Raw genomic sequence first — 13,594 nt, 5'->3', positions numbered from 1 at the left:
ACACAAAACTTCTGTCTGGTAAATGCGCCAACATTTGCAAGTGTTCAGTTTAATCAGGCGAATATCGTTTGGTACACTGCTTTAACGGGCGGAACAGCAATCGCTTCTACAACTGCATTAACCAGCGGAACGTATTATGCCGCGATCAAAGACCCTGTATCTGGATGTGAAAGTACTTCAAGATTGGCTGTAACGATAAATGTTACTGATCCTGGTACACCAACAGCGACTTCTACTGCTCAGGCTTTCTGTTCAGAGAATAATCCAACTGTTGCAAATATTCAGGTAAATCAAACCAATATCGTTTGGTATAATAGTCCAACTGGAGGAGCAGCAATTGCACCAACAACAGCTTTGGCAAACGGAGATTATTATGCAGCATTAAAAGATGCAACAACAGGTTGTGAAAGTAATACGAGATTAAAAATAACAGTTACTGTTGGAGGTTCAAATGTTCCTACAACAAACAATACGGCTCAAAACTTCTGCTCAAACAGTGCTCCAACATTTGCCAGTATTCAGGTAAATGAAAGCAATGTAAGTTGGTTTAGCAGCGCTTCAGGAGGAACAGCAATTCCAACAGCAACAGTTTTAACTTCGGGTACCTATTATGGAGAGATTACGAACCCGGTAACTGGATGTAAAAGTGCTAGTCGTTTGCAGGTTACAATTACTATTGTAAATCCAATGGCAACACCTACAACGAGTTCAGCAACTCAAAACTTCTGTTCTGTAAATACACCGAGAGTTTCAAATATTCAGGTAAACGAATCAAATGTAATCTGGTATGGTACTCCAACGGGAGGAACTGCAATTCCGGCAACAACAGCTTTAACTACAGGTACTTATTATGGAGTTATTTCTAGTGGTTCAGGTTGCGAAAATCCGGTAAGACTGGCAGTTGTGGTAAATGTAAATACACCAGAAACCATAACTACACCAAAAACAGCACAAACATTTTGTTTATCAGCATTGCCAACAATAGAAAGTATACTGGTAAATGAATCAAATGTTGTTTGGTATACCAGCGCAACAGGAGGTTCGCCACTAGCAGCAAATACAGCTCTTATAGCAGGAACGTATTATGCAGGAGCACTTAGCAATACAACAAATGGTTGTGAAAGTGCTACAAGATTAGCAATAACTATTTCTTTTGAAAACGATGCTTTGGTGCCAATTACAACAACAGATGATACACCATGTGTTTTCCAGGGAATAACGTATTCAATCGCTAATGGTAAATCAGATTATGTTTGGTCTATTACAAATGGAACAATTCTTTCCGGAGGAGGAAATTCAGATGGAAGTGTAACTGTTTCATGGTCAGATATCGGACCTGGTAAAGTAAATGTAGCTTATACGAATACATGTAATGAAAGATCAGTAAAATCATTAAATGTAACAGTAGCAAGTTGTTCAGACCTTACAATTACCAATACGGTTAGTAATCCAACACCTAATTTTGGTGAACAGATAACCTTTACTGTAACTGTAAATAATGTTGGTCAGGGTAATTTCATCAATACATTAGTAAGTGATTTATTGCCTAGCGGATATGATCTGGTAAGTTCTAATACCACTTTAGGTACATACGACCCTAAAACACAAATCTGGACGATTCCAACATTAAATGCAGGGCAAAGCGTTACACTTACCATTGTTGCAGAAGTATTGCCAAGTGGTAATTATACAAACGTTGCAACTATAGAAATTTCGACTCCTTTAGATACTGATACTTCAAATAACTCGGCTTCAGTTACTGTTGAGCCAATTTGTTTGACAGTTTACAATGAGTTCACTCCAAACAATGACGGAGCTAATGATCTTTTCAGAATTGATTGTATCGAATCATATCCTAATAATGAGTTGAAAGTTTATAATAGATACGGTTCACTAGTATATAGTAAACAACATTATGAAAATGATTGGGACGGAACTGCCAATGTATCCGGAGTTGTTAATAGAGGAGATATGTTGCCTACAGGTACTTATTTTTATGTGATAACCATTGGAGATGGAACGGCTAAAAAAGGATGGTTATCTATTATGAGATAATCAGCTGTATGAGTCATCTAATTAATTAAACTTAATAAGTATCGTTATGAAACTATATATAAAATCATTAGAAACGTATTTCATTTTAATATGTTCTTTTATTACATTTTGTGCCAGTGCACAACAAGAACCGCAGTACACACAATATATGTACAATACAATGTCGGTAAATCCAGCTTATGCTGGATCTACCGGATCATTGGAGGCAACACTTTTACACCGTTCGCAATGGGTTGGAATTTCCGGAGCACCGGAAACACAATCGTTTTCAATTCACTCACCACTTCGAAATGAGAATATTGGTTTAGGATTAAGTGTCGTTAATGACAAAATTGGTCCATCAAACGAATTGTATCTTGACGGAAACTTTGCTTACTCAATTCCTTTAGGATATGAGAAAAGATTAGCATTTGGTCTTAAAGCAGGGATGAGAATGTTGAATATAGATTGGTCTAAAGGGAGATACTATAATAATAATGATGTTTTGCTGAATCAAAATATTGATAATCAAATGAAACTGGCAGTAGGAGCAGGTATTTACTATTACACAGATAAGTGGTACATAGGAGCTTCAGTTCCAAGTTTCATCCAAAATGATTATTATAATGATGTTCAGGAATCAATAGATTTCGATCGTTTGCATTATTATTTAATGGGAGGTTATGTTTTTGATCTGAATCCGAATTTAAAGTTCAAGCCGGCATTTTTAGTAAAAGCAGTAAGTGGGGCACCAGTTACAGCTGATATTTCGGCGAACTTTATGATTGCAGAAAAGTTTGTAATTGGAGGATCTTATCGAACAGATGATTCTGTGAGCGTATTGGCAGGTTTTCAAATATCCAGAAGCTTTTATATTGGATATGCGTTTGATTACACTGTAAGCGATTTGAACAAATACAATGATGGAACACATGAATTCATCTTGCGTTATCAATTTACTAAAAATCAAAGTAAAATCAAATCACCTCGATTCTTCTAAAACATAAATCCTATGAAAAAACTATATATCCTTAGTTTAGTCTTGAGTATTACCTTTGGTTTTGCTCAAAAGACTAATTTAAAAAAGGCCGATGCATTGTTTAAAAATTACTCTTATCTGGATGCATCAAAAGCCTATGAAGAGTGTTTGCAAAACATAGAGAATCCATCGACACAAACGTTAAAGAATGCCGCCGATTCGTATTACTTTATTTCAGATGCAAGAAACGCACTCAGATGGTACAAAAAGCTATACGAAGCACAAGGCAATAATTTAACAGATATCTACTATTTGCGTTACATTCAGTCCATGAAAGCTGTTATGGACTATGATGATGCTGATAAAATTACCAAAGAGTACCTCAATAAAAAAGGAGATCAAAAAGAGATTAACCGATATGTTGCACAAAAAAAACAATTAGACAGTTTAGCAAAATCAAAATCTCTTTATGACATCAGAAATTTAGAGATCAATACCAGTAAATCAGATTTTGGTGCGACTTTTTATCAGGATCGGGTTGTATTTACGTCAGCAAGAGATACAACAAGATTTAGTGATAAACTGTATAACTGGAACAATCAGCCATTTTTAAATTTATATATAGCCGAAAGAAATCCTGCAGATGGAGGTTTGTTTAACGAAAGCCTGTTTATGCCTAATGTTATGACCAAATACCACGAAGCAACAGCAAGTTTTGATGCCAGTGGAAAAACAATTTATTATTCTTCAAACATCATCAAGAATAAAAAACTCGTAATTGATCAAAACAAGGTTAATAATTTTCAGATTCTTAAAGGTTCAATTGTAAATGGAAAAGTAGAAAATCCACAAAAAGTTTTCTTTGATAATGATGATTATTCCGTTGGACATCCTTGTTTAAGCGATGACGGACAATGGCTTTTCTTCGCATCAGATATGCCGGGAGGTTATGGAGAAACCGATTTATATGTCGTAAAAATTGCAGCAGACGGAACAATGAGTTCTCCTCAAAATTTAGGGCCAAAAATCAATACAATCGGTAATGACCTTTTTCCATTTTTCCGTAACGGAATGCTCTATTTTTCTTCAGACGGACATTACGGATTAGGGGATCTCGATGTATACGAAAGCAAGTTTCTGGCAGACGGAAGTTTTTCAACACCACGAAACTTAGGAACTCCAATAAACAGTAATAAAGACGATTTTACCTTTATAATTGACAAAACCGGATCTTATGGTTATGTTTCTTCAAACAGAGCCGGAGGTAAAGGCGATGATGATATTTATTCTTTTACCAAAGGAAAACCGGTTTGCAACCAGAATATTTCGGGTAAAGTAACAGATGCAAAATCAAAATTACCAATTACAGATGTTACCATAGTTGCTTATAACTCTTATAATGAGGTTCTGGCAGAAACCAAAACCAATTTTGATGGTAAATATGCCGTTACAGTTCCTTGCAATAAAACAGTTCGGTTAGTTGCTACAAAAACAAATTATAGTAACGATGAAAAAACGGTTGAAACCACAAAAGAAAACGAAGCCGAAATTACAGATGTTGATTTTGTAATGAGCAATTATGATGATCTGGTAGTGAAGAAAAAAGGAGTTGAAAAAGTTGATGTTAATCCAATTTATTTCGATTATGACAAATACGATATTACACCAAAAGCGATTGATGAGTTAGCTAAAGTTGTATTTATCATGAGAAAATTTCCTAACATCCGAATCAAAATTGAATCACATACAGATTCACGGGGAAAAGATTCCTATAACCTGAAACTTTCTGATAACAGGGCAAAATCAACACGAGACTATATTCTTTCGCAAGGTATTGATCCTTCAAGAATAGAAAGTGCAATAGGTTATGGCGAAACCCGATTGATTAATAGATGTAAAAATGGAGTAAAATGTACAGAAGAAGAGCATTTATTAAACAGAAGATCAGACTTTATCATTATTCAGAAATAGTTTTATGTTTATATCCTAATAACTCAATTGTTAGAATAAAAATATAAAACGAAGAAACCATTTGGAAGTTGGTTTTGTTTAATTCTTTTTAAGAATAATGGGCAAGAAGAAAATCAAGTTGCATCGTTTTGCAGCTTGATTTTTGATTTTACAAAACTTTTATATTTTACACTATTTGATAAAAAAATAATCCTAATTTTGATATTCAGTTATTCTAAATCACAACCCACAGTATTTTAATATTATATGAGTATTCAAGAATCCATTCAGACTTTACGAGAAGAACTTAATCAGCACAATTATAACTATTATGTGTTAGATAATGCCACAATTTCTGATTATGAGTTTGATATTAAGCTGAAGGAACTTCAGGACTTAGAAAATAAACATCCGGAATTTTTTGACGAAAATTCACCAACACAGCGAGTAGGAGGTACGATAACAAAAAACTTCAAAACAATACCGCACCAATACCGCATGTATTCCTTGGATAATTCATATTCTAAAGAAGACTTGCTGGATTGGGAAAACAGAATTCAGAAAGTATTAGGAAACGTCGATTTGCAATATACCTGCGAATTAAAATATGACGGAGCATCTATAAGCATTACATACGAAAACGGAAAATTAGTTCAGGCTTTAACGCGTGGAGATGGTTTTCAGGGTGATGAAGTTACCAATAACATCAAAACTATAAAATCAGTTCCGTTACAATTAAAAGGAAATTATCCGGAACGATTTGATATTCGTGGTGAAATTATTCTGCCGTTTGCCGGTTTCGAAAAAATGAACCAGGAATTAATCGAAATAGGCGAAACACCTTATTCAAATCCAAGAAATACAGCATCAGGAAGTTTAAAATTACAAGATAGTGCTGAGGTAGCAAAACGTCCACTCGAATGTTTATTGTATTTTGTTACCGGAAATAACCTGCCATTTAAAACCCAATTTGAAGGATTAGAATCAGCCAGAAAATGGGGATTCAAAGTGCCTAACGAAGCAAAATTGGTGCATAACATGCAGGAAGTTTTTGATTTTATTGATTATTGGGATGTACACAGGCATAATTTACCTTATGAAACAGATGGAGTTGTTATAAAAGTAAACAGCATTCAGCATCAGGAAGAGTTAGGATATACTTCAAAATCACCACGTTGGGCAATTGCTTACAAATTTAAATCAGAACAAGTTTCAACCCGTTTAAATTCAATTACCTATCAGGTAGGTCGTACAGGAGCAATTACACCTGTTGCAAATCTGGTACCCGTACAATTGGCAGGAACCATTGTAAAAAGAGCTTCTTTGCACAATGCTGATCAAATAGAAAAACTGGATATTAGAATAAATGATACCGTTTTTGTCGAAAAAGGAGGAGAGATCATTCCTAAAATCATCGCTGTTGATTTAGCACAGCGTCCGGAAGATTCAGCACCAACACAATATATAACTCATTGTCCGGAATGTCAAACCGAATTAGTTCGAAATGAAGGAGAGGCCAATCATTACTGCCCTAATTTTTACGGATGTCCTCCGCAAATTATAGGCAGAATCCAGCATTATATTTCAAGAAAAGCAATGGATATTGAAGGTCTTGGCGGTGAAACCGTTGCTTTGCTTTTTAAGAATAATTTAGTGCATAACTATGCCGATTTATATGAGTTAAAAGTAGAGGATATTTTGCACTTAGAAAGAATGGCAAAAAAATCTGCTGAAAACCTGGTTAATGGTGTAGCAAAATCTAAAGAAATTCCGTTCGAGAGTGTGCTTTTCGCACTCGGAATTCGTTTTGTGGGAGAAACTGTAGCTAAAAAATTAGCCAAACATTATAAAAATATAGATGCATTAAGTCAGGCTTCCTTAATGGACTTAATTCTCGTAGATGAAATTGGAGAACGAATTGCTAAAAGTGTGATTGAGTTTTTCGAAAATGAAGAAAACAAGAAAATTATTGAGCGTTTAAAAAGTTATGGAGTTCAGTTTGAAGTTGTAGAAAAAATTAACCCAAATGCTACTGAGAAATTTATAGGAAAAACATTTGTCGTTTCAGGTGTTTTTGCCCAGTTTTCAAGAGATGAGCTAAAGAAAACCATCGAAGATAATGGAGGAAAAGTGGGAAGCTCAATTTCGGCAAAAACAGATTTTGTTGTTGCAGGAGATAATATGGGGCCGGCAAAATTAGAAAAAGCCAACAAGCTAAATATTCCGATATTATCTGAAGAAGATTTTATAACTAAATTAAATGAAAGCGAATAAACCGTCGTTGATTTTATTCTTTTTAGCCCTACTCTGTACAATTATATTTGATTGGACAGAGCAGGATTTTTTAGCCATTTATTCTAAAGCCATCATACTTCCGGCAATTTTTATCTATTTTTTAATCAGTAATGAATTTAAAATAGGAAAAATAGAAGGTGTAATTTTTTTATTTTGTTTTATCGGTCAGGTTTTTGACTTAATGAATATTGAAGTTTCAGAAATTGGAGGTGTAATTAGTTTTCTCGTCGTTTATCTTCTAATAGTTGTTCTTTTTCTACGGGAACATGAAAAAATAAAACTAACCAAAAAAGATATTCTGCCTGTATCGATAGTCATTATATTTATTGTTTACTTGCTCGTTTCTGTACTTACGATGCAGTTCGACAACATGAAAAGATTCAGTTTTATTTATACTTTTTACGGAATCGTACTAAGTGTTCTGAGTTATTTTGCATTTGTAAGTTATATTACAAAAGGAACTCATATCGCCTTATTAATGTCGCTAATGGCAATTAGTTACATTTTTTCAGACATCTTCTACATCTTTAATCAATATTTTGCCTATTCAATAGTCCTCGTTTTAATTCGGGACATAACTCAAATTCTGGCTTATTTTTTTATGGTGGAATATTTCCTCGAAAAAGCCAGAATTCAAAAAAAGAAACTATACAATAATTGATCTTCCCTGGTTGGTGTGAGCTTTATTCTTATCAAAATAAAAGTCAATTCGGCCTAAATTTATCCCGTAGCATCCCACCTGATTTACCAGTACATTTTCACCAGCCTTATTTTTTACAATAGTTGGTTTGTCTAAAAAAGTATGCGTATGTCCGCCAATAATTAGATCAATATCCTGAGTTTGCTCTGCCAGTTTTAAATCAGAAATTTTAGATTCATCATCTTTATATTTATAACCTAAGTGCGAAAGACAAACTACCAAATCACATTTTTCCTTTTTTTTCAATAATTGCGTCATATCCTGTGCAATTTCTACAGGATCATTGTAAACCGTTTCCTTGTACATTTGTTTGTCAACTAAACCCGCAAGCTCAATTCCTAAACCAAAAACACCAACTTTAATTCCGTTTTTGTTAAAGATTTTATAAGGCTTAACAAGTCCGTTCATTACGGTATTCTTAAAGTCGTAATTAGAATTTATAAACTCAAAAGTAGCATGCGGCATTTGTGCATGTAAACCATCAAGACCATTATCAAAATCATGATTTCCAATTGTTGAAGCATCATATTTCATCATACTCATCAGTTTGAATTCCAATTCACCACCATAATAATTGAAATATGGAGTTCCCTGAAAAATATCTCCGGCATCCAGTAAAAGAACATTTGGATTTTCCTTACGAATAGTTTCTATAAGTGCTGCTCTTCGCGATACACCGCCTTTATTTGGATTACGTGGATCATCAGCCGGAAAAGGATCGATATGGCTGTGAACATCATTAGTATGTAGAATCGTTAAGTGCTTAATATCGTTAGTTTCAAAACTGCTTAATGATAAACCTAAACTTAGTAAGGCAGTACTTGCAGCGGTTTTTTCGATAAATTCTCTTCTTTTCATTTTGTATGTTTTTTGCAGAAACGCCTGTATGTTTTTATAATGTATTTGAAATGCTGTTATTCTTCTGTGATTCTGATATTTTTTGCTACCGGAATCGTATCAACTTGTTTAAAATAATCAATCAATACATTTCGAAGTTTATAATTCAAATCATATTTCTGAATTCCTTTTGCGAAAAAAGTCATGCTGTCTCCGCCATTTGCCAGGTAATCATTGGTAGCAACATAATATACCTTATTAAGATCAAGAGGTTTTCCCTGAATTAAAATGTTTTTTGCTTTATTGTCTTTACCAATTGTAAAAGTCATTCCGGACAGAGGCTGAGGTTTTTTCTCCTTAATTATATAAGCAGCAATTTCAAGAATCTGATCTCCTTTTAAAGCAACAACAACCAGATTGTTTTCAAAAGGCATTATTTCAAAAGCAGTTCTGGTAGTTACATTTCCTTTTGGTAAAATAGCGCGAATTCCGCCATGGTTTAATAGACATAAATCAATGCTTTTTTTCTCGCGGGGAGTAAAAACAAGATTTCCTCTTTGTAAACAAACATCAGCTAATAAGTTTCCAATGCTGGTTTGCCATTTTCCGGTGCTTTTGTCTAGAGTTTCAGGGCAATAAGCCAGAACACTGTCTAAGTCCTTATTAATATGATCACGATAAGGTTTTATAAAGCTTTCAATAGCGGGAGTTTCAGTACCTTTTTCAGTGATTGGAAGTTGTTTTCCTTCAATTTTAGTTAAATTATAATTTTTCTGACTGCAGGAAAATATAAAAAAAAGTGTTAAGAATATAACAAAAAGTTTCAAAAATCCGTTATACTTTTTTAGTTTTACCATCTTAAATGCGACTTAAATAATTAATTTTGTAATTTGGTAAAAGTACTATGTTTTTGAATTATATAAAGGAATTTTTTGTAAAAAAATCATTAAAAAATAACTTACATAATGTAAAAAACGAAGTGTTTACAAGTAATATACAAACAATTGGTTTACTGATTGATGAAAGTAATTTTCAGCATTCGAAAGAATTAGAAAAGGAACTGCTTATGCAGGGAATAGCTCCTCAGAACATTAAAATTGTTGCGTATAAAAGTAAATTTAAAGAGAAAGAAACGTATTCGCGACCTACTTTTGGTAAAAAACACATCAATTGGAATGGTGAGATTACAGCCGTTTTTCTAAATGAATTTATAGAAACAGAATTTGATCTTTTGATTAGTTATTATGACATCGAAACAGCTATTTTGATGATGATAACCAACAAATCAAAAGCAAGATTTAAAGTGGGATTTGCATCTGTAGACAAAAATCTAAATCGATGGATGATTGATACCACTATAGAAAATTACAAACTTTTCGTTTTCGAATTGTTTAAATATTTAAAGAGTATAAAATAAAAATTAGAATATGCAATCATTAATAGGAACTGGTGTTGCGCTTGTAACCCCATTTAAAAAAGACTTTTCAGTAGATATCGAAGCTTTACAGCGCATTGTTAATTTTTCGATAGATGGTGGAGTTGAATATCTTGTAGTTATGGGTACAACAGCAGAAAATGCTACTCTGACACAAGCCGAAAAAGAATTGGTAATTAACACCGTAATCGATACTAATAAAGGAAGATTGCCTATAGTTCTTGGAGTTGGAGGTAATAATACCTTACAGGTTGTTGAAGAACTTAAAACAAGAGATTTTTCTCCTTTTGAAGCTATCCTTTCAGTTTCACCATATTATAATAAACCAACTCAGGAAGGTATTTATCAGCATTTTAAAGCAATTGCAGAAGCTTCTCCGGTACCGGTAATTTTATACAACGTTCCGGGAAGAACATCCAGTAATATGCTGCCATCAACAGTAATTCGTCTGGCTAATGATTTTGATAATGTTGTAGCAATAAAAGAAGCGGCAGGAGATGTAGTACAAGCTATGCAACTAATTAAAAATGCGCCAAAAGATTTTCTTGTAATTTCAGGAGACGATATGATTGCTTTGCCAATTGTTTTAGCTGGTGGAGCAGGAGTAATTTCTGTTATTGGACAAGGTTTTCCGAAAGAATTTTCAGAAATGATTCGTTTAGGTTTAAATAAAAAGGTAAGCGAAGCGTTTAAAACTCAATACGTTTTATCAGATTGTATTGATATGATTTTTGAGCAGGGAAATCCTGCCGGAATCAAACAAGTCTTTCAAGCCCTTGGTATTGCTGAGAACACAGTGCGTTTGCCTTTAGTAAGTGTAGATGATTCTCTGGCAAACAGATTGAATGAATTTGTAAAAAACAGCATAAAATAAGAGTGTGATTGCCGGTATTTTAATATACCAAAAAATATTTTGTAGTAGCTAAATTAATAACTAAATTTGCCACCGGAACTTCGGTGTGATTTTGCTTTGGCATAATTGTCTAAGAAATCATAATAAAAGTAAGAAAATGAAAAAAATAGTATCTCTATTAATTGTTGTTGTCCTTTTTTGTTCTTGTAGTGAATACCAAAAAGCATTGAAAAATGAAGATGTTGCGGCGAAGTTTGAAGTAGCAACAAAAATGTATGATGCTGGTAAATATTCAAAAGCGATTCGTCTTTTTGAACAATTAGCCCCATCTTACAGAGGAAAACCTCAGGCAGAGAAACTTTTTTACATGTTTTCACAATCCTATTATAAAACAAAACAATATTATCTGGCAGGTTACCAGTTCGAAAGTTTTGTTTCAGGATATCCTCGTAGCGAGAAAGTTCAGGAAGCAGCTTTTCTTGGTGCTTTCAGTTATTCAAAATTAGCTCCGGTTTATAGTTTAGATCAGACAGATACAGTAAAAGCATTAGAAAAATTACAAGCTTTTATCGATAATTATCCAAACTCTGAATATATAGTGCAAGCCAATGAAGCTGTAAAAATGCTGAATGGTAAACTGGAGAAAAAAGCATTCGAAAATGCAAAAGGATACAATACTATTTCAGATTATAAATCAGCATTGATTGCTTTTGATAATTTTATTGCTGATTTTCCGGGAACACCTTTTAAAGAAGATGCATTGTTTTACAAATACGATTCAGCATATAAATTAGCGATAAACAGTATTCCTTCAAAAATGGAAGATCGTTTAAATGTTGCAAAAGCAGCTTATAATAACTTGATTAAGTTTAACAGCGCAACAAAATATAAAAAAGAGGCAGACGAAATGAACGCCAGAGTTGAGACAGATTTACAAAAATTTACTAAAATAAAATAAAGTCATGGATTTAAAAAAGACGAATGCTCCTGTAAATACAATAACATACAATAAAACAGTTATTGAAGAGCCAACAGGAAATGTGTATGAGGCAATTACCATTATGGCTAAAAGAGCAAATCAAATTAATTCTGAAATTAAAAAAGAATTAACTGAGAAATTAGAAGAGTTTGCTACTTATAATGACAGTCTTGAAGAAGTTTTTGAAAATAAAGAGCAAATTGAAGTTTCTAAATTTTACGAAAAATTACCAAAACCACATGCTTTAGCAGTTCAGGAATGGTTAGACGGTAAAACATACCACAGAAGTTCAAACAAATAATATAGTATAATGTCAGTTTTAAACGGGAAGAAAATTTTACTAGGTGTTTCTGGTGGAATTGCAGCCTATAAAACAGCCTCATTAGTACGACTTTTTATAAAAGCAGGTGCGCATGTCCAAGTGATCATGACACCTGCTTCTAAGGATTTTGTAACACCACTTACGTTATCGACGCTGTCAAAAAATCCTGTACACTCCAGTTTCTTTAATCAGGAAGACCAAGATGCGGTCTGGAACAATCATGTTGAATTGGCACTTTGGGCAGATCTCATGTTAATTGCTCCGGCAACTGCTAATACGTTGTCAAAAATGGTAACAGGAAACTGCGACAATCTTTTAATTGCTACTTATTTATCTGCTAAATGTCCTGTTTATTTTGCTCCTGCAATGGATCTGGATATGTATAAGCATCCGTCAACTTTGTCTGGTTTTACCGCTTTAAAACAGTTTGGGAATATCATGATTCCTGCTGAAAATGGTGAATTGGCAAGTGGTTTGTCCGGAGAAGGCAGAATGGCTGAACCGGAAAATATCATAGCTTTTCTGGAAGCCGATTTAGAAAGTAAATTGCCATTAAAAGGAAAAAAAATACTAATTACTGCTGGTCCAACATACGAAGCAATAGATCCTGTACGTTTTATAGGAAATCATTCCTCCGGTAAAATGGGCTTTGACCTGGCAAATGAAGCGGCTAATTTAGGCGCAGAAGTTGTTTTAGTAGCCGGACCAACACATTACAAAGTAAAATATAGTCAGATACAAGTTGTAAATGTAGTTTCGGCACAAGAAATGTATGAAGCATGTCACTTGTATTTTGATCATGCAGATGTAGCAATTGCTGCCGCTGCAGTGGCTGATTACAGACCTAAAGTTGTAGCTTTACAAAAGATTAAAAAAGCATCAGATGAATTTTCGATAGAGCTTGAAAAAACAAAAGATATTTTGGCGTCGTTAGGAGCAATCAAGAAAAAACAGTTTTTAATTGGGTTTGCTTTAGAAACAGAAAATGAAATTGAGAATGCTAAGTTGAAAATTCAGAAAAAAAACTTAGATTTGATTGTTTTAAATTCCTTACAGGATGAAGGAGCCGGTTTTAAGAAAGAAACCAATAAAGTGACCTTTATTGATCAAAAGTTTAAAGTGGAACCGATGGAATTAAAATCAAAAGAATCTGTTGCAGTTGATATTTTAAACAAAGTAATTTCACATTTTTCGGAATTGTAACAGTTTG

The 13,594-nt window shown here is 33.7% G+C and carries 12 protein-coding genes; 10 read left to right on the top strand and 2 right to left on the bottom strand.

Annotation, left to right across the window (positions count from 1 at the left end; translation table 11 throughout):
* The 5 genes from A4F88_RS05080 to A4F88_RS05060 form a co-directional block, all read left to right on the top strand.
* Positions 1-2,055 (top strand): T9SS type B sorting domain-containing protein (locus A4F88_RS05080; protein WP_156062653.1); only part of this gene is annotated, 2,055 nt, incomplete at its 5' end.
* 46 nt (positions 2,056-2,101) lie between these two features.
* Positions 2,102-3,034 carry a PorP/SprF family type IX secretion system membrane protein gene (locus A4F88_RS05075; protein WP_068841409.1) on the top strand — a complete coding sequence of 311 codons (933 nt, stop codon included), beginning with the start codon at positions 2,102-2,104 and terminating at the stop codon, positions 3,032-3,034.
* Between the two features lie 12 nt (positions 3,035-3,046).
* Positions 3,047-4,984: an OmpA family protein gene (locus A4F88_RS05070; protein ID WP_068841408.1), complete on the top strand. Its 1,938-nt coding sequence runs from the start codon at positions 3,047-3,049 to the stop codon at positions 4,982-4,984.
* A 246-nt stretch (positions 4,985-5,230) separates the two neighbouring features.
* Positions 5,231-7,237 carry an NAD-dependent DNA ligase LigA gene (ligA, locus tag A4F88_RS05065; RefSeq protein WP_068841407.1) on the top strand — a complete coding sequence of 669 codons (2,007 nt, stop codon included), beginning with the start codon at positions 5,231-5,233 and terminating at the stop codon, positions 7,235-7,237.
* A complete protein-coding gene (locus tag A4F88_RS05060; RefSeq protein WP_068841406.1) occupies positions 7,224-7,919 on the top strand; it encodes a lysoplasmalogenase family protein in 696 nt (231 codons plus the stop codon). The genes ligA and A4F88_RS05060 overlap by 14 nt, the downstream gene beginning before the upstream one ends.
* Here A4F88_RS05060 and A4F88_RS05055 read toward each other — a convergent pair.
* On the bottom strand, positions 7,905-8,816 hold the full coding sequence (locus A4F88_RS05055) for a bifunctional metallophosphatase/5'-nucleotidase (protein WP_068841405.1): 912 nt from the start codon (positions 8,814-8,816) through the stop codon (positions 7,905-7,907). The two genes, A4F88_RS05060 and A4F88_RS05055, sit on opposite strands and share 15 nt — an antisense overlap.
* 56 nt (positions 8,817-8,872) lie before the next feature.
* Entirely contained in the window at positions 8,873-9,652 is a 780-nt protein-coding gene (locus A4F88_RS05050) for a 5'-nucleotidase C-terminal domain-containing protein (RefSeq protein ID WP_068841404.1), read from the bottom strand.
* A 47-nt stretch (positions 9,653-9,699) separates the two neighbouring features.
* On the opposite strand from A4F88_RS05050, the gene A4F88_RS05045 reads away from it, so the two are divergent.
* From A4F88_RS05045 to coaBC, 5 genes are all read left to right on the top strand, one after another.
* Complete coding sequence (locus tag A4F88_RS05045) at positions 9,700-10,212, top strand: DUF6913 domain-containing protein (protein ID WP_068841403.1); 513 nt, start codon at positions 9,700-9,702, stop codon at positions 10,210-10,212.
* Between the two features lie 10 nt (positions 10,213-10,222).
* The gene (gene dapA / locus A4F88_RS05040; protein ID WP_068841402.1) at positions 10,223-11,104 is read left to right on the top strand and encodes a 4-hydroxy-tetrahydrodipicolinate synthase; all 882 of its coding nucleotides are present in this window, start codon (positions 10,223-10,225) and stop codon (positions 11,102-11,104) included.
* A gap of 136 nt (positions 11,105-11,240) precedes the next feature.
* Positions 11,241-12,041, top strand: a complete 801-nt coding sequence (locus A4F88_RS05035; RefSeq protein WP_068841401.1) for an outer membrane protein assembly factor BamD — start codon at positions 11,241-11,243, stop codon at positions 12,039-12,041.
* Between the two features lie 4 nt (positions 12,042-12,045).
* Positions 12,046-12,363, top strand: coding sequence for a DNA-directed RNA polymerase subunit omega (locus A4F88_RS05030; RefSeq protein WP_008463064.1), 318 nt, complete (start codon positions 12,046-12,048; stop codon positions 12,361-12,363).
* 9 nt (positions 12,364-12,372) lie between these two features.
* Positions 12,373-13,587: a bifunctional phosphopantothenoylcysteine decarboxylase/phosphopantothenate--cysteine ligase CoaBC gene (gene coaBC / locus A4F88_RS05025; protein WP_068841400.1), complete on the top strand. Its 1,215-nt coding sequence runs from the start codon at positions 12,373-12,375 to the stop codon at positions 13,585-13,587.
* The last annotated feature ends 7 nt before the right edge of the window (positions 13,588-13,594 follow it).

Source organism: Flavobacterium chilense (genome assembly GCF_001602525.1).
Classification (GTDB): domain Bacteria; phylum Bacteroidota; class Bacteroidia; order Flavobacteriales; family Flavobacteriaceae; genus Flavobacterium; species Flavobacterium chilense.
The sequence above is the reverse complement of the archived record's forward strand: the minus strand, read 5'-3'. Positions and strand labels throughout refer to the sequence as shown.